General features: G+C 71.8%; 19 protein-coding genes and 1 pseudogene. 12 read left to right on the forward strand and 8 right to left on the reverse strand.

Annotation, left to right across the window (positions count from 1 at the left end):
• The 3 genes from AB0A63_RS30445 to AB0A63_RS30455 all read right to left on the reverse strand — a co-directional run bounded on the left by AB0A63_RS30445 (position 1) and on the right by AB0A63_RS30455 (position 1,354).
• Positions 1-123 (reverse strand): hypothetical protein, encoded by a 123-nt coding sequence (locus AB0A63_RS30445; protein WP_360397200.1) that lies wholly within the window; start codon positions 121-123, stop codon positions 1-3.
• Between the two features lie 5 nt (positions 124-128).
• Positions 129-491 (reverse strand): hypothetical protein, encoded by a 363-nt coding sequence (locus AB0A63_RS30450; RefSeq protein WP_360397201.1) that lies wholly within the window; start codon positions 489-491, stop codon positions 129-131.
• Positions 492-565: 74 nt separating this feature from the next.
• Positions 566-1,354, reverse strand: a complete 789-nt coding sequence (locus AB0A63_RS30455; protein WP_360397202.1) for a hypothetical protein — start codon at positions 1,352-1,354, stop codon at positions 566-568.
• Positions 1,355-1,562: 208 nt separating this feature from the next.
• Here AB0A63_RS30455 and AB0A63_RS30460 point away from each other — a divergent pair, with 208 nt between their 5' ends.
• Positions 1,563-3,767 carry a LuxR C-terminal-related transcriptional regulator gene (locus AB0A63_RS30460; RefSeq protein WP_360397203.1) on the forward strand — a complete coding sequence of 735 codons (2,205 nt, stop codon included), beginning with the start codon at positions 1,563-1,565 and terminating at the stop codon, positions 3,765-3,767.
• 16 nt (positions 3,768-3,783) lie between these two features.
• Here the strand turns inward: AB0A63_RS30460 and AB0A63_RS30465 are convergent, their stop codons facing one another.
• Complete coding sequence (locus tag AB0A63_RS30465; protein WP_360397204.1) at positions 3,784-4,842, reverse strand: LCP family protein; 1,059 nt, start codon at positions 4,840-4,842, stop codon at positions 3,784-3,786.
• Positions 4,843-4,877: 35 nt separating this feature from the next.
• Between AB0A63_RS30465 and AB0A63_RS30470 the strand changes: the two genes are divergently transcribed.
• From AB0A63_RS30470 to AB0A63_RS30505, 8 genes and pseudogenes are all read left to right on the forward strand, one after another.
• The gene (locus AB0A63_RS30470) at positions 4,878-5,297 is read left to right on the forward strand and encodes a DUF6542 domain-containing protein (protein WP_360397205.1); all 420 of its coding nucleotides are present in this window, start codon (positions 4,878-4,880) and stop codon (positions 5,295-5,297) included.
• Positions 5,258-5,383 carry a hypothetical protein gene (locus AB0A63_RS30475; protein WP_360397206.1) on the forward strand — a complete coding sequence of 42 codons (126 nt, stop codon included), beginning with the start codon at positions 5,258-5,260 and terminating at the stop codon, positions 5,381-5,383. Before AB0A63_RS30470 ends, AB0A63_RS30475 begins: the two co-directional genes overlap by 40 nt.
• Positions 5,380-7,269: a glycosyltransferase gene (locus tag AB0A63_RS30480; RefSeq protein WP_360397207.1), complete on the forward strand. Its 1,890-nt coding sequence runs from the start codon at positions 5,380-5,382 to the stop codon at positions 7,267-7,269. Before AB0A63_RS30475 ends, AB0A63_RS30480 begins: the two co-directional genes overlap by 4 nt.
• 17 nt (positions 7,270-7,286) lie before the next feature.
• Complete coding sequence (locus AB0A63_RS30485; protein WP_360397208.1) at positions 7,287-7,868, forward strand: TetR/AcrR family transcriptional regulator; 582 nt, start codon at positions 7,287-7,289, stop codon at positions 7,866-7,868.
• 393 nt (positions 7,869-8,261) lie between these two features.
• Positions 8,262-9,125: pseudogene (locus AB0A63_RS30490) on the forward strand (cytochrome P450).
• The gene (locus AB0A63_RS30495; RefSeq protein ID WP_360397209.1) at positions 9,119-9,322 is read left to right on the forward strand and encodes a ferredoxin; all 204 of its coding nucleotides are present in this window, start codon (positions 9,119-9,121) and stop codon (positions 9,320-9,322) included. The pseudogene AB0A63_RS30490 and the gene AB0A63_RS30495 overlap by 7 nt, the downstream one beginning before the upstream one ends.
• Positions 9,323-9,599: 277 nt before the next feature.
• Entirely contained in the window at positions 9,600-10,559 is a 960-nt protein-coding gene (locus tag AB0A63_RS30500; RefSeq protein ID WP_360397210.1) for a transcriptional regulator, read from the forward strand.
• Between the two features lie 233 nt (positions 10,560-10,792).
• Positions 10,793-13,714, forward strand: coding sequence for a BTAD domain-containing putative transcriptional regulator (locus tag AB0A63_RS30505; RefSeq protein ID WP_360397211.1), 2,922 nt, complete (start codon positions 10,793-10,795; stop codon positions 13,712-13,714).
• A gap of 93 nt (positions 13,715-13,807) precedes the next feature.
• On the opposite strand, the gene AB0A63_RS30510 is transcribed toward AB0A63_RS30505, so the two are convergent.
• The 4 genes from AB0A63_RS30510 to AB0A63_RS30525 form a co-directional block, all read right to left on the reverse strand.
• Entirely contained in the window at positions 13,808-13,999 is a 192-nt protein-coding gene (locus AB0A63_RS30510) for a ferredoxin (RefSeq protein WP_360397212.1), read from the reverse strand.
• Between the two features lie 2 nt (positions 14,000-14,001).
• On the reverse strand, positions 14,002-15,204 hold the full coding sequence (locus AB0A63_RS30515; RefSeq protein WP_360397213.1) for a cytochrome P450: 1,203 nt from the start codon (positions 15,202-15,204) through the stop codon (positions 14,002-14,004).
• A 19-nt stretch (positions 15,205-15,223) separates the two neighbouring features.
• A complete protein-coding gene (locus tag AB0A63_RS30520; protein WP_360397214.1) occupies positions 15,224-16,795 on the reverse strand; it encodes an ABC-F family ATP-binding cassette domain-containing protein in 1,572 nt (523 codons plus the stop codon).
• A gap of 106 nt (positions 16,796-16,901) precedes the next feature.
• Positions 16,902-17,438, reverse strand: a complete 537-nt coding sequence (locus tag AB0A63_RS30525) for a TetR/AcrR family transcriptional regulator (RefSeq protein WP_360397215.1) — start codon at positions 17,436-17,438, stop codon at positions 16,902-16,904.
• A 71-nt stretch (positions 17,439-17,509) separates the two neighbouring features.
• Here AB0A63_RS30525 and AB0A63_RS30530 point away from each other — a divergent pair, with 71 nt between their 5' ends.
• From AB0A63_RS30530 to AB0A63_RS30540, 3 genes are all read left to right on the forward strand, one after another.
• Positions 17,510-18,604 carry an FAD-dependent monooxygenase gene (locus tag AB0A63_RS30530; protein WP_360397216.1) on the forward strand — a complete coding sequence of 365 codons (1,095 nt, stop codon included), beginning with the start codon at positions 17,510-17,512 and terminating at the stop codon, positions 18,602-18,604.
• Between the two features lie 198 nt (positions 18,605-18,802).
• Entirely contained in the window at positions 18,803-19,954 is a 1,152-nt protein-coding gene (locus AB0A63_RS30535; protein ID WP_360397448.1) for a nitric oxide synthase oxygenase, read from the forward strand.
• 4 nt (positions 19,955-19,958) lie between these two features.
• The gene (locus tag AB0A63_RS30540) at positions 19,959-21,029 is read left to right on the forward strand and encodes an APC family permease (protein ID WP_360397217.1); all 1,071 of its coding nucleotides are present in this window, start codon (positions 19,959-19,961) and stop codon (positions 21,027-21,029) included.
• Positions 21,030-21,035: the final 6 nt, after the last annotated feature.

Consider the following 21,035-nt stretch of genomic DNA (forward strand, 5'->3'; position numbering starts at 1 on the left):
TCACCCCGGTTGGTCGATCTCGGACTCGATGCTGTTCAGCGTCGATTCCACAGCATCGAGGTCGGGGGCCGGCTCCTCACCCCGGCACGCCGTCAGCGAGACCAGCAACGCGAGCGCGGCCACCCACCTCACTTGGCACCGCAGTGCTCGGACTTGAACCTCGCCACCCGCTCGCCGGCCTGGCCGAGCCGCACGAGCTGGGCCGCGCGCAGTTTCACCCGCGCGTCCAGCACGTCCGCACGCGCCGTGTTGCCGGCCTTGCGCGCGTCGGCCGCCTTCTGCTCCAGCCACTTGGTCGAGCCGAGCGTCTCGGGCGTGCCGTTGATCCTGTCGGTCAGCGCCTTGACCTTGGCCTCGACCCGCGGCACGCGCTGCTCGCAGATCTTGCGCACCTTCTCCGGGCTGATCGTGACCGGTTCCTGGGCCGACGCGGTGCCCGCGCCGAGCAGCAGCAGTCCGGCGACGACCACGCCGATTCGTGAAATGTCCATGACGCAGAACGATGGCGGCCCGCCGTCAGAGGCAGGTCCGGCGGATGTTCGGGTTCTGCAAAGACCCGGAGGGGTTAGGCCGGGTGGGTGAAGGCGACGGTCTCGCCGAACGCGGCGGGACGGCGCCGGCTGTCCTGCGGCACGTCGAGCAACGCCCAGATGACGTGCCGTCCGCCCCCGGCCGGCGTCTCACCCATGGTGAAGTTGCAGACGGCGATGGACGCGACGTTGCGCCGCATGGTGTTCCACTGCCTGAGGTCAAGCCGTGCGGTCGTGCGCACCGCCACGGACAACTTGTCACCACGCATGCGCAGCAACAACGAGACCGGCTGCTCGTCCTCGACGTGCGACACGAGCTCCACGGCCAGCTGCGGCGCCACGTCCAGCAACGCCTGCACGCCCCACCGTTCGCACGCGCGCTCGGTGATGCGCTCTGCCACATGCGGCGCACACCGGCATGTGGGCAGCACGGCGTCCACTCGGTCCTCGTGCTGCAAACGGGTCACGTTCGCGAGTGCGGCCTCCGTGGTGGCGTGCAGCGGGATGTGCCGCGGCAGACCGCGCGCCCCCAGCGTCGACCGCAACCGGTGGTCGCCCACGACGAGGCTCAGCGAGATGCCCGGCCAGCGCGCCGCCGACAGCCACACCACGTCGAACACCACGAGCAGCGCGGGCGACTCGGCCACGAGGCCGTCGAGCTCGACGACGACGCCGACCAGCTCCCTGGTGGCGCAGTCGAGCAGCACGTCCTGCACGCGCAGGTACGTGGACCAGTCCAGGCGGCCGGTGAAACGCACCACCAGCACGCCGTTCTGCTCCCGGAGGCCGACGTCGAGACCGTGCGCGGCGGTGTCAGCGGTCATGGTCCTTCCCTCCCCGGAACGCGGGCTCCCACCTCCCACACTGGCTGTCACGACCCGGTCGCCCTAGGGGGTAACTACCCGTGTTCCGGCGTTGGTACCTCCGGGGGACCGCGTTGCAGCGGCCGATCGCACCGACCTAGGGTGCGGTGTGGGCAGCGCACTTTCCCCGAGTCGCAAAGGCAACCTGCCTGCCGACACCACTGCTTTTGTGGGCAGGAAACAGGATGTCGCCGAGGTCAGGAGACTCCTGGCGGAGTCGCGCCTGGTCACCCTGACGGGGGTCGGCGGGGTGGGCAAGACCCGGCTCGCGCTGCGGGCGGCGGCCGAGCTGCGCCGGGCGTTCCCCGACGGCGTGTGGTTCGTGGAGCTGGGCGGGCTGAACGACCCGGACCTGGTCGTGCACACCGTGCTGGAGTCGTTGGGGGTGCACGACGACACGGTCCGCCGGCACCGGACCGTCCTGGTGGAACACCTGCGCGACCGGCAGGTGCTGGTGGTGCTGGACAACTGCGAGCACGTCGTCGGCGCGATCGCCGACCTGGTGGACGGGCTGCTGCGCGGTGTGCCCGGCCTGCGCGTGCTCGCGACCAGCCGGGAACGCCTCGGCGTGGACGGTGAGCACCTGTGGCAGGTCGCGCCGCTGCCGCGGGACCCGGCGCTGGACCTGTTCGCCGAACGCGCGGCCGCCGTCGAGCCGGGGTTCGCGATCACGGCGGCCAACCACGCCGCGGTGAGCCAGATCTGCGCGCTGCTGGGTGGAATCCCACTGGCCATCGAACTGGCCGCGGTGCGGTTGCGGGTGCTGACGCTCGACCACCTGCTGTCCAGGTTGGACGACACGTTCCGGGTGCTCGGCGACGGACGGCGCGGGGGCGACCCGCGGCACCAGACGCTGCAGGCGGCGGTGGACTGGAGCTTCCACCTGTGCACCCGCGCCGAACAGGTGCTGTGGGCGCGCGCGTCGGTGTTCTCCGGCACGTTCGACCTGGAGGCCGCGGAACGGGTGTGCTCCGGTGAGAGCGTGGACACCCACGAGGTCATGCGGTCGCTGGCCGGTCTGGTCGACAAGTCCGTGGTGGTGGCCGAGCAGCACCCGTCCGGCACCCGGTTCCGGTTGCTGGAGCCGTTGCGCCAGTACGGCTTGGACAAGCTGCGCTCCGCCGGGTGCGAGCAGGTGCTGCGCGAACGGCACCGCGACCACTACATCGAGTGGGCCCGGCGGCGCGAGGAGGAGTGGTTCGGCCCGGCCCAGCCGCGGATCTTCGCGCTGACCCACCTGGAGAACGCGAACCTCCGGTCCGCGCTGGACTTCTGCTTCTCCGCCGCCGGTGACCACTGCGTCCACCTCGCCGGCACGCTGTGGTTCTACTGGGCGGGCTGCGGGATGCTCGGCGAGGGCCGGCACTGGCTCGACCGCGCCCTCCAGACGTCCGCGACCGGCCCGGTGCGGGCCAAGGCCCTGTGGGTCAACGGCTACGTGGCCACGTTGCAGGGCGACATCGCCACCTCGGTGCGCATGCTCGACGAGTGCCGCGACTACGCGCGCACGGCCGGTGACGAGTCGGCGCTCGCCTACGCCACCCACCGGCTGGCCTGCACCCACCTCGTCGGCGACGACCTGGACCTGGCCGACGAGCTGTTCGAGGAGGCCAGGAGGCGCTACCGCAGCCTCGGCGCGGTCAACAGCCACACCATGCTCGCGGGCATCGAGCTCGCGATCTCCGCTATCTTCCGCCGCGACTTCGCCACCGCGGAACGGCTCTGCGTCGAGGCGAAGGCCGTGGGCGAGGAGCACGGCGAGCTGTGGGCGCAGGCGTACGCCATCTACGTGCTCGCGTTGTGCGCGTGGGCCAGCGGCGACCTCGCGCGGGCGGACGCGCTGGGCCGCGACTGCCTGCGGATCAAGCGCACGTTCCACGACCTGCTCGGCATCGTGCTCGGCATGGAGGTGCTGGCCTGGATCGCCGCCTCGCAGGGCAACGCCCGGCGCGCGGCGACGCTGCTCGGCGCGACCAGCGAGATCTGGCGGTCGGTCGGCTACCCGATGTTCGGCTCCCGCTACTTCGGCACGCCGCACGGGGAGTGCGAGTCGGCGGTCGTCACGGCGCTGGGCGAGGCGGAGTTCCGGGTGGCGTTCCGGCACGGCATGGACCTGGAGCTGGAGGACGCGCTCGCGTTCGCCATCGGTGAGGAGCCGGCGGTACCGGAGCCGGTCGAGCCGCCCACCCCGCTGACCCGCCGCGAGCAGCAGGTGGCCGACCTGATCGCCGGCGGCATGTCGAACAAGGAGATCGCGGCCCGGCTGGTGATCGCGCGGCGGACCGCGGAGGGCCACGTCGAACGCATCCTGCAGAAGCTCGGGTTCACGTCACGGGCGCAGATCGCGACGTGGGTGACCGAACGCCGCACCTGAGCAGCACGGGGGCGCGTTAGTCGACGCAGGGGACGCCGTCGTTCGGTGGGGGTGGTGGGGGAGCGGTCGCCAGCTCGGTGACCTTCGCCCGCACCTTCTCCTGGTCGACGCGGTTCACGTCCTGCCCGCCGACGTGCGCGCCGCCCTCGACCGGCAGCGTGTCGAACCGGACCTCGGACGGCAGCTTCCCGGCCAGCTCGGCCAGGTCTAGGCCCGCGTCGAGCACCACGTCCTGCTTGGCCGTGTCGATCATCGCCGGGACCGCCGCCGGGTCCTTCAGCCGCCGCGCCACGGCCGACAGGAACGCCTGCTGGCGCCGGGTGCGGGCGAGGTCGCCGCCGGGCAGCCCGTGGCGCTGCCGCACGAACGACAGCGCCTGGCCCGCGTCGAGGTGCTGCGGGCCCGCCGGGAAGTCCGCACCCGACAACGGGTCCGCCGTCGCGTTCCGCAGGCACACGTCCACGCCGCCGAGGCCCTCCGCGATGTGGAAGAAACCGATCAGCGAGATCTCCACGAGGTGGTCGATCGGCTGGTCGAGGAACGCCGACACGGTCTGCACCTGGGCCCGCCGACCGGCTTCGCGGCCCGCGCGTTCCAGCTGGCGCTTGTCCGCCATGCCCGCGGCGCGCAGCCGGTCCTCCTCGGCGATCTTCGCGCGCCCGTAGGCCTCCTTGACCTTGCCTTCACCGCCGGAGGCCAGCGGGACGAGGTTGTCGCGCGGCACGGACATCGCCACGGCCGGACCGGACGCCGGCAGGTGCAGCAGGATCAGCGTGTTCGCGTTGTACCCGCCCCGGTCGCTCTCGCCGGCCTGCAACCGCCGCAGCACGTCGTCGGGCAGCGGTTCGCCGTGCAGGTCGAGCCGGGTGGTCAGGCCCATGATCAAGACATTGCGCCCGGACACCGACCGCGGCGCGTCGGCGGCGATGGCGTGGGAGCGCTCCACCCCGGTCGAGATCGTGGTCACCGTCGACCACGCGACGCCCGCCACGACGAGCACCGCGGCGCACACCAGCACCCACGCCGTGCGCAGGATCACGTGGCAGGCACGCCGGAAGCGGCCGGCAGAACTCATGAGATCCCCCATCCCCTCGACTATTCTACGTGCTCATGGGGGTGCAGCTGCCGGGTTTGGCGGCGCTCGCGATGCTCACGGTGTTCGCCCAGGTGGGTCTCTGGGTGGACGGGGACAACCTCGGGTGGCCCTTCGGCGTCTGGCTGGTGGGGGGCGCCGTGGTCGCCTCGGCGCTCGTGCGCCGGGTGGGGTTGTGGACGGTGGCACCGGCGCCACCGGTCGTCTTCGTCGTCCTCGCCGCGGGCAACGCGGCGTGGCAGCGGCTGGCGACGGGGCAGTCGTTCTGGGGAAGCAGCGAGGAGGTCGCCGCGGCAGCGGTCCCGTGGTTCGTCAACGGGTTCCCGTGGCTCGCGGCATCGGTCGGCGCGGCCGTGGTGGTCGCGGTCGTCCGCACGGTTTCTGGGGGGAATCGGACATGCAGGTCTTCGTCGACGGCAACGGCGGCAGACGGGTAGTGGCGAAGCTGGTCAGCGTGACGCTCGCGGGCGGGCTGGTGGTGTTCGCCGCGGTGGTCGGCGGCACGCTGCTGGCGGTGTGGTGAGGCGCACGCCCCGGTTGCACTGGCTGTCGATCCTGCTCGGGCTCCTGGTGCTGCTGTGCGTGGTGTCGTTCCACGCCCACGCCGCGCTGAGACCCGAGCCGGTGCCCGCACCGCACGCGGTGCACGAGCTGCCCGATCGCACGGTCGCGCTGGCGTTCCACGGCGGCCCTGATCCGAAGTGGACACCGCACCTGCTCGGCGCGTTGCGGGAGGCCGACGTGAAAGCGACCTTCTTCGTGCTGGGCACGCAGGTCACCCGCAACCCGGAGGTGACGGCCAGGATCGCGGCAGAGGGGCACCGGATCGGCATCGACGGCTTCCGCACCGAGGGCGACTGGGTGAACCCGCTCGACCTCGCGTTCGCGCAGGCCGCGCTCGCCGACGTGCTGGGTGTCCACACGCGACTGGTCGGCGCGCCGGTCGAGGTCGACAGCGGTGACCGCGAGCACCAGGACATCGGCACGCTGGTGCGGATGTCGCTGGCGCAGGGCCGGGGCGTGGTCCGGCTGCACGACGACGGCAGCATCGGCGCGGACATCGCCCGGCAGCTGGCGCGCACCCCCGGCCTGCGGTTCGCGCAGCTCGGGGACGGCGTGACCGCGGCAGGCCCGGCCGAACGCTTCACCGGCGCCGTCACCGGGTGGGCGCAGCGCAACGGGGGTGTGGTCGTCGCGGTGATGGGCACGGCGATCGCCGTGGCGGCACTGCTCGGCATCCTGCGCACGCTGATGCAGCTCGGCCTCGCGCACACCGACCGCCGCCTGCGCCGGGAGAGCGAGCACGCGCCGCCGCCGTGGACAGCGCCACCGGTGTCGGTGATCATCCCGGCGTACAACGAGGCCGTGAACATCGCGGCCACCGTCCGGTCGATCGCCGCGAACGACCACCTCGCCGACGTGGAGGTGGTCGTCGTCGACGACGGCTCGACCGACGGCACCGCCGACCGCGCCGAGGAGCTGGGCCTGCCCGGCGTCACCGTCCTGCGCCAGGACAACCAGGGCAAGCCGGCCGCGCTGAACGCGGGTGTCCGTGCCGCCCGCCACGACGTGCTGGTGCTGCTCGACGGCGACACGGTCTTCGAACCGGACACGATCGGCCAGCTCGTGCAGCCGTTCGCCGACAGCGGGGTCGGCGCGGTGGCGGGCAACGCGAAGGTCGGCAACCGGCAGGGCCTGCTCGGTCGCTGGCAGCACCTGGAGTACTGCGCGGGGTCCAACCTGGACCGGCAGATCCTGCACGCGCTGCGGTGCATCCCGACCGTGCCCGGTGCGGTGGGGGCGTTCCGGCGGTCGGCGCTCACCGACGTCGGCGGCGTGCCGGAGCACACGCTGGCCGAGGACACCGACCTGACGATGGCGGTCACGCGGGCGGGCTGGCGGGTGGCGTACCGGCCGCAGGCCAAGGCGTGGACCGAGGCGCCGGTGACCGTGCACGGGCTGTTCCGGCAGCGGTACCGGTGGTCCTACGGCACGTTCCAGGCGATGTGGAAGCACCGCGGCGCGTTGCTGGAGAACGGGCCGATGGGCCGGTTCGGCCTGCTCTACCTGCTGGCGTTCCACCTGCTGCTGCCGCTGCTCGCACCGGTGATGGACCTCTACGTGCTGTACGGGTTCATCGTCGCGGACGCGCCGCTGGCGTTCATCGTGTGGACCGTGTTCCTCCTGCTGCAGACCGCGAGTGCGGGGTACGCGCTGCGGCTGGACGGTGAGTCGGTGAAACCGTTGTGGGCGTACCCGTTGCAGCAGGTGGTGTACCGGCAGTTGATGTACGCGGTGGTGATCCAGTCGTTGGTCACGGCCCTGCACGGAACTCAGCTCAGGTGGATGTCGGTCCGGCGCACGGGTCGGCTCGCGGACGCACCCGGCGGTAGCGTGGCCCGCACTTGAGACCGGAGGGGACCAGGGTGGGCCGCACGCCTCTCGACACGCCTGCGCGGCAGCAGGAGGTGTTCGCCGCCGTGCTCCACGTGTTCGCCGACGTCGGCTACGCCCGGTTCAACATGGACCTCGTCGCGAGCCGCGCCAGGGCGAGCAAGGCGAGCCTGTACCAGCGCTGGCCGTCGAAGGCGCGGCTGATCGTCGACGCGCTGAGGGCGAACATGCCGGTGCTCGCCCAGCCGGACGAGGGCTCGTTCGTGGAGGACGTGCGGGCGATCATGCGGTCGTGGGGCGAGCCGAGGCCGTTCGACCTGACGGGGATCTTCCTCGGGCTGCTGGAGGGCAGCCGGCAGGACGCCGACCTGGTGCGCCTGCGCGAAGAGCACGTCGACCGCGTCTACACCGAGCAGCTGCAGGTGGCCGTGGTGCGGGCGAAGGACCGCGGTGAGCTGCCGCGCGACCTCGACGCCGACGTGCTCATGACGGCGCTGGTCTCGACGTTCGTGCTGCGGTCGGAGGAGGCCGACGTGGTCGGCGGGATCGTCGACGGCCTGCTGCGACCGCTGATCGGCAGGTCCTTCGCCACCGAACCACTCGTCAAGGAGTAGCCGCTGCGCTACGTTCGGTCGTGGATCCAAAAGAACAGATTTGTTCTGTTGAAGGGAACACCCGTGACCGAAGCTGCCGTCTGCCCCGTCCACCACGAACGCGACCACCCCCTCCAGTCGCCGACCGGCTTCGCCGACGCCGTCTCCGGCGGCCCGGTCAGGATGCTGTGGCCCAACGGCGTCGAGGCGTGGGTCGTCTCCAGCTACTCCGGTGTCCGCAAGGTGCTCTCCGACCCGCGCTTCAGCACCCGCAAGGGCGGTCAGCCGGAGATGCGCACCGACGAGGGCGAACCCGTCCTCGACGCCGACCAGCCGGGCAACATCAACGGCATCGACGGCGACGCGCACCTGCGCCTGCGCCGTCCCCTCTCACGCGGGTTCATGGTCAAGCGGATGAATCAGCTGCGGCCGCGCATCCAGGAGATCGTCGACGAGCACCTGGACGCGATGGAGGCCAAGGGCGCACCGGCCGACCTGGTCACCTCGCTGTGCCTGCCGCTGCCGTCGCTGGTGATCGCCGAGCTGCTGGGCGTGCCGCCGGAGCACCAGGAGCTGTTCCAGGCCACCGCCGGCGACCTGTTCGGCAAGAACGGCTCCAAGGACGAGTACATCGCGCACGCGACCAAGCTCTCCCAGGTGCTCGCGCCGATCGTCGCCGCGAAGAAGGCTGCGGGCACGAACGACGACCTGATCGGCCTGATGGCCAACGACACCGACTTCAGCATGGAAGAGCTGATCTTCCTCTGCATCGGGCTGCTCGCGGCCGGGCACGAGACCACGTCGAACTTCCTCGGCCTGTTCACGCTGCACCTGTTCGAGCGCCCCGACCAGCTGGCGGTCCTGCAGCGCGACCCGAGCCGCGCCGACGTGGTCGTCGAGGAGCTCATGCGCTACACCGTCGGCTCCCTCGGCGGTCCCGGCCTCACCCGGCGGGCGACCGAGGACGTCGAGGTCGACGGCGTGCTGATCAAGGCCGGTGAGTGGGTGAGCGTGTCGCTGATGGCGAACCTCGACTAGGAGCTCTGCCCGCGCGCCGACGAGCTCGACCTCGAACGCGACGCCGTGTCGCACCTCGGGTTCGGCTTCGGCCCGCACCAGTGCCTGGGCGCGAACCTCGCCCGCGCGGAGCTGCAGATCGGCCTGCGGTCGTTGTTCGAGCGGTTCCCGAACCTGCGCCCGGCCGTGCCGGTCACGGAGCTGACCTACCGCAACGACATGATCACCTACGGCGCGGCAGAGATCCCGGTGGTGTGGTGAGCGCGGTCGTCCGGATCGACCAGACCAGGTGCATCGGGGCGGGCCAGTGCGTGCTCGCCGCACCGGACGTGTTCGACCAGCGCGACGACGACGGCATCGGCGTCGTGCTGGTGCCCGAGCCGTCGGCCGGTCTGCTGCCGGGGGTGCGTGACGCGGTGGAGAGGTGCCCCGCCCAGGTGGTGACCCTGCAAGAGTGACCTGATCGGCCGTTCCGGTGAGCCGTCGTCACCGGGAATGGATTCAGCCGCCGACCGCTGACACCTCGTTGGCCCCTTCCCGGTCATGCCGTCCGTCCAGAATCGTGAGCGCGACCGCCACAACGTCGTGGCGGTCGCGCTCACGCCGGTCCAGGGAGCCGAAAGACCCTTCCCGACCAGGCCGGACAGCGAGATGGTGGCGGCGGCGCGGTGAGTACCGGCGGTGTGCGACGGGTACCTGGCGACAGGTGGCCGGCGCACGTCAGGAGGGCCAGCGATGTTCAACGGCGACGCAGTTCCCGTGCGCGTGGACAAGACCGACGCACGGCACGTGGAGGCACTGACCGGTGCGCTGCGGGCACTCGACCACGAGCACGGCGGCGGTGCCTGCCGCGACGCCTGCGTGGCGTTGCTGAGCTGGGCGAACCCGCTGCTCGACACCGGGCCGTCCAGCCGGGTGCTGCACCGGTTGCAGGTGGCCATCGCCGACCTGCACAACCTGGCCGGCTGGGCGTCGTTCGACATGGGCCTGCTGGAGTCCGCGCACGTGCACTTCGGCCGTGCGATGGACCTCGCGCGCGCGTCCGGCAACAGCGCGTTGCAGGCCAACATCCTCTACCGCATGGGACGCGTGCACCTGCACTACGACCTCGCCGAGGACGCCTTGGCGTCGTTCCAGCGCGGACTGCCCATCGCACAGGCCAGCGGTTCCACCTTGGCCGTGTCCATTCTGCACGCCAACGAGGCGTGGGCGTTCGCGAAGATGGGCGCCGAAAAGCACGCCTTGCGCCAGCTCGCGCGTGCAGAAGAAGAGTTCGACCGTGCGTCCAACGAAGACGCACCGCCGTGGGCTCGTTTCTTCGACCAGGCCGACCTGGTGTCCATCGGCGGGATGGTGCACACGGAACTGGCGCGCACGTGCGACGTGAAGTACGGGCGGACCGCGATCCCGTTGCTGACGCGCGCGATCGCCTCCGGCGGTGAGGACGCGGCGCGCAGCCAGTCGTTCCGCCTGGCCGCGCTGTCGATGAACTACCTGGTGCAGAACGAACCCGAGCCGGCGCGCGCCGCCGGCGTGCGGGCGATCGAGGTGTCCTGGCCGATCCGGTCGGTGCGCACGCGGGACCGGATGCGGCCGTTGCGGCAGGAGGTCGAACGGCTGCGGGGCAACGAGGCCGCCGACGAGCTGTCCGCGCGGCTGGGGACGTTCATGTCGGCGTCGCGCGGCGCCGCCTGAGCGGAAGGCGTCGCCGGGCCCGAGGAGAGGTTCGGGCTTCGGGCCCGGCGACGACAAGGCAGGAGCGGCACCCGGCTGGGGGGCCACAGGAACCGCTCCCGGTCACGGGATCAGCGGCCGACGACAACGCGCCGGAGGCACCGGAGGTTGACCGCTTCCTGGGCGAGAAGCATCACGTCACCCGCTGACATTTCGCTGACACCCCGGGTTACCGGCTGGTTAGGATCTGCGCCATGCCGCGGTGGGAGTTCAAGGTTCTCGGATCGTTGCAGGTCCTCGACTCGGGCCGACCGGTGGAACTGCGCTCGGCCAAACAGCGCGTTCTGCTCGCCGCGTTGCTGATGAAGCCCAACGCGCCCGTGTCGTTCTACGAGCTGATGGAACACCTGTGGGGCGAGGAGCCTTCCGGTTCGGCGCGGGCGACGTTGCAGACGTACGTCATGCGCTTGAGGCAGTCGTTGGACGACTTCGCGGACCGCAAGCTCGTGCGCACGTGGCCGACCGGCTACTCGATCCACGTCGGGGACGACCAGCTCGACCTGCTGACGTTCCAGCGGTTGCGGGCCGAGGCACGCCGGGCACCGGACCTGGAGACCGAGGCGCGGCTGCTCGGCGAGGCGGCGGCGCTGTGGCGGGGACCGGCGCTCGACCAGCTGTCGTCGCTGCGCGTGGAGCAGACCGACGTGCAGCGGCTCAACGAGCAGCGCTGGGAGGTGCTGGAGCGGCGCAACGACGCCGAGCTCCAGCTGGGACGGCACGACCAGCTCGTCGACGAGCTGCGGTCGCTGGTCGCGCACCACCCGCTGCGGGAACGCTTCTGGTACCAGCTCATGCTCGCCCTGCACCGCACCGGCCAGCAGGCGCAGGCGCTCGACGTGTACCGCAGGGCCGGCGAGGTGCTGGCGGAGGAGCTGGGCATCGACCCGAACGCCGAGCTGCGCGCGCTGCACATGGAGGTGCTGGCGGGGTCTTCCGCACCGGTGGCCGTCCAGGCGGGACCGTCGTGGCTGCCGCCCGCGGTCGGCGACTTCTCCGGCCGCGCGGACGAGGTGGCGCGGCTGACGACCGGGTTGCGCGGCGGTGGTACGTGGACGGTCACCGGGTCCGGCGGCGTCGGCAAGACCTCGCTGGCGGTGCACTGCGCACACCTGGTGCGCGACGCGTTCCCGGACGGCCAGCTGTACCTGAACCTGCGCGGCGGTGAGCAGAAGCCGGTGGAGCCCGCGGCGGCGCTGGACCGGTTGCTGCGCGGCCTCGGCGTGTCCGGCGGCGCGATCCCGTCCACTGTGGACGACCGGGTCGACCTGTACCGCGATCTGCTGTCGGACCGGCGGGTCCTGGTCGTGCTGGACAACGCGGTCAACGAGGCCCAGGTGCGGCCGTTGTTGCCAGGCACGACGTCCGGTGCGGCGCTGGTGACGTCACGGGCCGCGCTCGCGGGCCTGGAGGCCGCGCACGTCGTCCCGCTGGACGTGCTGCCGCCCGCGGACGCGCTGGGCCTGCTGCGGTCCGCGCTGGGGGACGTCAGGGTCGCCGCGGAACCCGGTGCCGCGCAAGCGATCGTGACCTACTGCGGGCGGCTGCCGCTGGCGTTGCGGGTCGCCGCGGCCCGGCTGGTCGCCCGCCCGCACTGGCAGCTCGCGAAGCTCGCGGGCCGCCTGTCCGACGAACGCCGCCGCTTCGACGAGCTCTCGCTGGGCGACCTCGACGTGCGCGCGTCGCTGGCCCTGTCCTACGACGGTCTCGACGAGACGCACCGCCGCGCGTTCCGGCTGCTGTCGCTGGTCGACACACCGGACTTCCCGGCCTGGGTGGCGGCGCCGTTGCTGGGCCTGGACCTCGACGACGCGGAGGACCACGTCGAGGCCCTCGTCGACGCCCGCCTCGTCGACTACGCGGGCCGTGACGCCCTCGGCCAGGTCCGCTACCGCCTGCACGACCTGCTGCGCGCGTTCGGCCGGGAAGCCGCCGACGAGGACCCGGCCACCGCGCTGAAGCCGTTGGTCGAACGCTGGCTCGACCTCGTCACGCGTGCCGACGCCGACCTTCCGCACCAGGGCGTCCGCCTGGCCCCGCGGGCGCTGGAGCCGTTCGACCTGGGCGACGCCGCCGAGTGGTTCGACGCGGAGTGGCTGAACATCGGGGCGGTCCTGACCCAGGCCGCCGCGCTGGGCCTCGGCGACCTGGCGGCACAGCTCGCGATCCGCTCGTCGGCGTTCTGCGACCTGCGGGCCCGCTTCGACGACTGGGAGCAGATCAACGACATCGGCCTCGCATGCGGTTCGGCCGCGCTGAAGCCGGTGCTGCACCAGCAGCGCGGAATCCTGCGCGCCCGGCTGCACGACTACGCCGGCGCGTCGGCGGAGTTCCGGTCGGCGCAGGAGGGCTTCGCGGCGGCCGGGGACGTGTGGGGCGAGGCGTACGGCTGGTACGGCATGGGGTGGATGCACGAGTGGAGCGGCCGCTCGCGGGAGGCCCGCGCCGCGCACCGGGAGGCGATGACCCGGTTCGTGGCCGCCGGCAACCCGCACGGCGAGGTCGAGGTGCTGTGCTCGCTGGGCGCCATCGAACGCCGGGCCGGTGGTCTGACCGCGGCGCAGGACTACCTGGAACGGGCGCGGCGCGTGGCCGGGCAGCTGGGGGACGAGCAGAGCGAGCTGATGGCGACGCTGGAACTGGGGCGGCTGCACCAGTTCACCGGCGAGCTCGACCTGTCGGCGGCGTTCCTGCGGTCGTCGCTGGCCGCGGCGCAGAAGCTCGGCGACCCGGACATGGCGGCGAACATCCGGTTGTTCCTGGCCGACACCCTGGTGCGCTCCGGTGCCGTCGCACCCGCGCAGGAGCAGCTGACGGCGGCGTGGGAGTTCTTCGAGGAGCACGACGACCGGCAGGGGCGCATCTGGGTGTGGCGCCTGCGGTCCGGCCTCGCGGCCTCCGCCGACGAGGCGCTGCGACTGGCCGGGCTGGCGCTGAAGGCGGCGCGCGAGATGGACTCGCCGCCGGAGCTGGGGCGGTCGCTGCGGGTGATGGGCGACGCGCTGGAGCGGTGCGGGCGCGGCGACGAGGCCCGCGAGCACTGGCGGCAGGCGGAGGAGACGCTGACCGCGGCCGGGTTCCAGGCAGAGGTGGACGAACTGCGGCTCACGACGTCCTGATCCTGGCTCGACGTCGTCGTGGTGCGGCGCGGTGGTGCCAGGCGACGGGGCACGGATGTCGCCTGGCAGCTCCCAACGGCTACCGCGCGCGGATCAGCTGACCGTGATCGCGCCCGCCGGGCAGAGGCCGGCCGCTTCCTGCGCGGTGGCCTCGTGCGCGGCGTCGGGGTGCTCCTGCAGGAGCACCACCGTGCCGTCCTCTTCGTTCTGGTCGAAGAGGTCCGGGTCGGTCAGGACGCACATCCCCGAACCGCAGCACTTCGACTGGTCGACGGAAATCTTCATGCTCACCACGCTACTGGCAACGAGTGGACCCCGTAGATGCCCATGTCGGTCCGCAGCGGCACCTCCTCGGGCGCGACGTCGAGCCGCAGGTCCGGGAACGCCGCGAACAGCCGGCTGAAGCCGATCCGCATCTCGATGCGGGCGAGCTGCTGGCCCAGGCACTGGTGGATGCCGTGGCCGAACGCGACGTGGCCGGAGGCCGGGCGGCGCAGGTCGAGCTCGTCGGGGTTGCCGCCGAACTTCTCCGGGTCCCGGTTCGCGGCCGGCACGTGCATCACCACGGTGTCACCGGCCTTGATGAGGTGGCCGTCGATCTCCACGTCCTCCAGCGCCGTGCGCGATGGTCCGAAGTGGATGATCGACAGGTACCGCATCAGCTCCTCGACGGCGTTGTCGACCACGTCCGGCTCGTCGCGCAGGATCTTGAGCTGGTCCGGGTGCTGCAGGAGCGTGAACGTGCCGATGCCCAGCATGTTCGCCGTGGTCTCGTGGCCGGCGAGCAGCAGGAGCAGCGCCATGTTCGACGCCTCCTCGTCGGTCGGCTCACCCGTGGCGATCAGGTCGCTGATCATGTCGTCGCCGGGGTTCGCCTTCTTGCGCTCGATCAGCTCGCGCATGAACTCCTGGATGCGCGCGAACGCCGCCATGGACTCCTTGACGGGGGTCTCCAGCGACAGCATCTTCGCGGTGTCCTCCTGGAAGCGGTGCCGTTCGTCGTAGGCGACGCCCAGCAGCGCACAGATCACCAGCGAGGGCACCGGCAGCGCGAACTCCTTGACCAGGTCGGCCTTCCCGCCCAGCGAGCGCATGTGCGCGATCTGGTCGTCGACGATCTGGCCGATCCATTCGGACAGCTGGTTCATCCGCCGCACGGTGAACTGGCCCTGGAGCATCTTGCGCAGCCGGGTGTGGTCGGGCGGGTCCTGGCTGAGGAACAAGCCCGGCTGGACCTTGCGGTTCTCCGGTGGAGCCTCCCCCTGGAACCGCAGGTCCAGCAGGTGGTGCTCTTCGGGGCGGTTGGTGAACTTGGGGCTGCCCAGCACCTCCCGCACCTGGTGGTGGCCGGTGACCAGCCAGCCGAGGTGGCCGTCGGCGAACTTCAGCCTGCTGATGCGGGCCTTCTCGCGGATGGCGGTGATCTCGGCGGGCGGGTCGAACGGGTTCTGGCGGGTGGTCGGCAGTTGTTCGGAGATCAGTTCGGTCATCTCGCACACCTCCCAGTGCTCAGTAGAGGACCTGTTCCGAAGCTACAGAACTTTCACGACTCCGTGAAGGTGAATTGAGGATCACGGTGCGCCACCGGCCGAAATCTGTCCGCATCTGCCGGTCGTGGGTCGCGACGGCCACGGCGGCCCTCGTCCGCAGCAGCGCCTCGGTCAGCTCGTCGACCAGTGCGATCGACAGGTGGTTCGTCGGCTCGTCCAGCAGCAGCACGTGCGGACCGGCGCTCAGCGCCACCGCCAGCGCCAGCCTCCTGCGCTGACCGGTGGACAGGAGCCGGACCGGCCGCGCGACGTCCCCCGCCGTCAGCAGCCCGAGCTCCGCCACCCGCGGGCAGACCTGCGCCGCGGTGGCGTCCTCGTCCTCGAACGACGACTCCTGCGCGAGCAGCGCGACCCTGCCGGCGTGGTGCACCGTCCCGCGAGCAGGCGCGAGCCGACCGGCGAGGACGCTGAGCAACGTGGTCTTGCCGGCCCCGTTCGGGCCGGCGACGAGCAGCTTCTCGCCCGCGCTGAGCGAGATCGGCTCGTCCAGCACCAGCCGTCCCGGCACCTCGAGCGGCGTCGCGTGCAGCAGGTCGCCGCTCGCCGTCAGCTCCGGTGGCGTGAAGCGCAGCGGGGGCGGGGGAGCGGCCACGCGCTGGTCGTCGAGCTCCTCCAGCCTGCGGGCGACGGTGCGCATCTTGTTCGCCGCACGGGTGCCGCGCTTGTGCTTGAACGCGCCCTTCGGCGGCCGCCAGGCGTCCTGCAACCGGCTCTGCGCGCGTTCGACCCTGTCGGCCAGCTCGTCGTGCTCGGCGGCCTCCTGGGCGAACCGCTGCTCCCAGCGCTGCCGTTCGGCGCGCTTGGCCTCCTTGAACGCCCGGTAGCCGCCGCCGTGCAGGCGCACCTCGCCGTCCGGCGTCGGGTCCAGGTCGAGCAGCTGGGTGCAGACGTCGTCGAGCAGCGCGCGGTCGTGGCTGACCAGCACGGTCACACCGGGGTGCTGCCGCAGGCGCTCGGTGAGGAACCCCAGTGCCGCCGCGTCCAGGTGGTTCGTCGGCTCGTCGAGCAGCAGGACGTCGGCGCGCTCGGCCAGCAGGCACGCGAGCCGCACCCGGTAGCGCTGCCCCACCGACAGGGTCGCGAGCGGCGTGGCCCGGTCGTGGTCCGCGTCGAGCGCCTTGAGCGCGATGCCGGCCCGGCGCTCGGCGTCCCACGCCTCGACGTCCTCCGCGTGCGCCAGCGCCCGCTCGTAGCGCGGCTCGTCGAACGGCTCCGCCGCACTGTCCAGTTCGGACAGTGCGAGCCGGCTCACGCGCAGCGCCTCGTCCAGCAGGTCCCCCACCGTCTCCCGTTCCTGGAACGGCATCTCCTGTCGCACCAGGCTCAACGAACCGTGCCGGGTGACGGTTCCCTGGTCGGGTGCGAGGTCGCCGGCGAGCAGGCGGAGCAACGTGGTCTTGCCACGGCCGTTCTCGCCGATGATGCCGAGGCGCTGCCCGGCGGAGACCTTCAGCGAGACACCGTCGACGACGGGACCGCTCTCATAGCCCTTGGTGAGGTCTTGGGTCGTCAGATGAACATGCGAACGCATGCCGGATCCTCTTCTGGGTACGTGAAATCAGGACGTGTGGCTGGGCGACACGTCCTGGCTCAGAGGTAGAAGACCCCGTACCCGAATCCCATGAGACCCACGGTACCTACGGTCGCAACGCCTTTTCGACGGCCCGGCGCAGGTCCTGGCGGCTCTCCTCGGTGCCCGGCTCCGGTCCCGAGGTGCTGCCGCCGCCGACGAGCCGGTAGAAGAGCAGGCCTTCGAGGAACGCCATGATGTGCCCGCCGGACGCCTCCGGGTCCTCGTGGCCCAGTGCCCGCGCGAGCTCCGTCGCCCGTTCCCGCGGGGAGTGCGCGAGGATCGAGCGCAGCTCCGGGTGGTGCGTGGCCTCCAGCATCGCCGCGTACCGCGCGAGCGTCCGGTTCCGCTCCACCAGCCAGTTGTCGACCGTCCTGGCGAGACCGCCGGCCAGGTCGTCCCGGTCGAGGACGACCTCCTCCTGCTCCTTCAGCGCGAGCCGTTCGACGAACCCCTCGACCAACGCCTTGCGGGTGCGGAAGTAGGCGCTCGTCGACCCCTCCGGCAGCCCGGCCTGCCGGTCGACCGCGCGGTGCGTGAGGCCCCGCATGCCGGAGGTCGCCACCAGGTCGATCGCGGCGTCGGTGATCAGGTCCCTGCGCATGTGCTCCCCGTCATCTCTACAGCTGTAGTCTACAGGTGTAGTGTCCTCTACACCTGTAGAGGAGAGTGGCCGTGAAGGCGATCGTGGTCGGTGGCGGTATCGGGGGACTGGCGGCAGCGGTGTCGTTGCGGCGCGTGGGCTGGGAGGTCGAGGTCCGCGAGCGCGCCGCCGCGTTCGGCGAGATCGGCGCCGGGGTGGGGGTGATGCCGAACGCGCTGCGGGCGCTGTCGTGGATGGGGTTGGAGGACGAGGTCCGGCGGCTGGGGACGCCGCGGGTGTCGGGCGGCGTGCGCGCGTCGGACGGTCGTTGGCTGGTGCACCTGCCCGACGTCGGCCAGGAGAAGATCATCGCGATGCACCGCGCCGACCTGCACGGCGTGCTGCTGCGCGCGTTGCCGCCGGAGGTCCTCTTCACCGACTCCGAGGTCACCGGCGTCGAGGACCTCGACGCGGACCTCGTGGTGGCGGCGGACGGCATCAACAGCTGCCTGCGCGCGCAGCTGTTCCCCGACGCGCCGGGACCGGTGTACGCGGGCGCCACGGCGTGGCGGGGAGTGGCGCCGGGTCCCTTCGAGCTGCCGATCACGCAGACGCTCGGTCCCGGCGGCGAGGCGGGCGTGCTGCCGCTGGGCGACGGCCGGGTCTGCTGGTACCTCGCACGAGTGGCGCCGGCCGCGGCCGACCTCGACCCGGTGGAGCTGTTCGGCGGCTGGCACGACCCGATCCCGGACCTGGTGGCGTCGACCCCGGCCGTGGTCCGGCACGACGTCCACCACCTGCCGCCGCTGCGGACGTTCGTGTCGGGCCGGGTGGCGCTGCTCGGGGACGCGGCCCACGCGATGGTCCCGTACCTGGGGCAGGGCGCGTGCATGGCGCTGGAGGACGCCGTGACGCTGGCGGCCTGCGGCGGTGACCTGGCCCGGTACGACGCCGTGCGACGGCCGCGCACGCAGGCGGTGTGGCGGGGGTCGCGGACGGCCGGGCGGTTCGGGATCGAGCTGCGGTCACCGGTCGCGGTGGCGTTGCGCGATCTCGTGTTCCGCGCGGTTCCGGCGGCGGTGGCGGTGCGCGGCATGGCCCGCTTTTCGTCATGGGAGGTGCCCGCGATGCCCACGCCCGTGGGTTCACTCGACCGGGTCGAACCGGGCGGTGACGTGGATCACTGATAAACGTTCGGTTGCGGCGAGATAACGGTCGAAGACCATTCTTTGTCGCAGGCATCGTCACCCGGTTGCGGTATCAAGTACCCGCTGAGCGTGTCGGATGCGGTCCAATGATCCAACCGGTGTAGCGCGAGAGGCGGTTTTCGCCACACGAAAGCGGCGATACGGTGCCTCGCCATGACCCCCGTCCCGACTGATGTGATGCCCCGTTCCCTCACGGCGTTCCCCCCGGCGCCGGGCGAGACCGCCGGCGAGCTCGACATCGCCGAGGTGGAGGACTTCGTCCGCCTGCACCACGCCGAACACCCCGACCTGGGTCCGGTCGAAGCCCGGCTCGCCGAGGTGCACGCCGAGATCGCGGCGACCGGCACCTACCGCCACACCGCCGCCGAGCTGACCTTCGGCGCACGGGTGGCCTGGCGCAACAGCTCCCGCTGCATCGGCCGCCTCTACTGGCGGAGCTTGAAGGTGCGCGACCTGCGGGAGCTGTCCGCCCCCGCCGACGTGGCCGCGGAGTGCGTCGAACACCTCCGCGTCGCCACGAACGAGGGGAAGATCCGGCCGGTCATCTCGATCTTCTCCCCGGCCGAGCCCGGCATGCCCGCCCCGCAGGTCCTCAACGAGCAGATCATCCGCTACGCCGCCTACCGCGGGCCCGACGGCGGGGTGCTCGGCGACGCCCGCAACCTCGCGCTCACCGAGCTCGCCGTCGAGCACGGGTGGCAGCCGCCCGCGACGCGCGGGCCGTTCGACGTGCTGCCGCTGCTGGTCTCCTGCGAGGGCCACGAGCCCGCGCTGGTCGAGATCCCCGCCGACGCGGTGCTCGAGGTGCCGCTGTCGCACCCCGACCTGCCGTGGCTCGCCAAGCTCGGCGTGAAGTGGCACGCGGTCCCGGCGATCAGCAACATGCGCCTGCGCATCGGTGGCATCGACTACCCGTGCGCCCCCTTCAACGGCTGGTACATGGGCACCGAGATCGGCGCCCGCAACCTGGCCGACCACGACCGGTACGACCTGCTGCCCTACCTCGCCAAGCGGATGGGCCTGGACATGTCGTCGGAGGCGACGTTGTGGCGCGACCGGGCCCTCGTGGAGCTCAACCGCGCCGTCCTGCACTCGTTCGCCCAGGCCGGTGTCACGATCACCGACCACCACACCGAGTCGAAGAGGTTCCTGACGCACCTGGAGAAGGAGGAGGCCGCCGGACGTTCCTGCCCCGCGGACTGGTCCTGGATCGTGCCGCCCGTGTCGGGCGGGCTGACGCCGGTCTACCACCGCTACTACGACACCGGTGAACTGCTGCCGAACTTCTTCCCCTCGGCGGCCCCCGGGAAGTGCCCTGTCGCACACTGACCACGTGCAGCTCGCCAGAAGCCTGACCCTCACCGACGCCGTCTTCGTCGGGCTCGGCTCGATGATCGGCGCCGGTGTCTTCGCGGTGTTCGCCCCGGCCGCGGCGGCCGCCGGGTCCGCACTGCTCGTCAGCCTGGTGATCGCGGGCGTGATCGCCTGCTGCAACGCGTTGTCGAGCGCCTGGCTCGCGGCGCGGTACCCGCGCTCCGGCGGCACGTACGTCTACGGCCGGGAACGCCTCGGGCGGGTGTGGGGCGACCTGGCCGGGTGGGCGTTCGTGCTCGGCAAGACGGCGTCGTGCGCGGCCATGGCGCTGACCGTCGGCACCTACGCCGGCGCACCGAAAACCGTTGCCGTGGCGGCGATCGTGGCGCTGACGGTGCTCAACCTGACTGGTGTGCAGAAGTCCGCGCTGGTCACCAGGGCCATTGTGGTCGCGGTGCTGCTGGTGCTCGTCGCGACGACCGTGACCGCGCGTGAAGCCGTGCAGCCGGCGGAGTTCCTGTCCGCGGGAATCCTTCCCGCCGCCGCGCTGCTGTTCTTCGCGTTCGCCGGCTACGCGCGCATCGCGACCCTCGGAGAGGAGGTCAAGGAACCGGAGCGAACCATTCCCCGTGCCGTGGTCATCTCGTTGGCGATCACGCTCGTCGTGTACGCGGCCGTCGCGGTCACCGCGCTGAGCGCGCTGGGCAGCGACCTCGCCACGAGGACGCTCGCCGACGTGTCACCCGCGCTGGCGCCGGTGATCCGGGTCGCCGCCTGCCTGGCCGCGCTCGGCTCGCTGCTGTCGTTGCAGCTGGGCGTCAGCCGGACCGCTCTGGCGATGGCGCGCGACCGCAGGCTGCCGGGTCTGCTCGCGGACCTGCGCGCCGCCGAGGTCGCCACCGGCCTGGTCGCGATCGTGTTGGTGCTCACCGTCGACGTCACTCGGGCGATCGTGTTCAGCTCGTTCTGCGTGCTGCTCTACTACGCGATCGCCAACGCCAGCGCGTGGACGCTCGGTAAGCGGTTCGTGCCCGCCGTTGGGCTCGTCGGGTGCCTCACCCTCGCCGGTGCGGTGCTCTGGCAACTGTGATGTGGC

Origin of the sequence: Lentzea sp. NPDC042327 (assembly GCF_040647275.1) — a bacterium.
Lineage (GTDB): Bacteria > Actinomycetota > Actinomycetes > Mycobacteriales > Pseudonocardiaceae > Lentzea.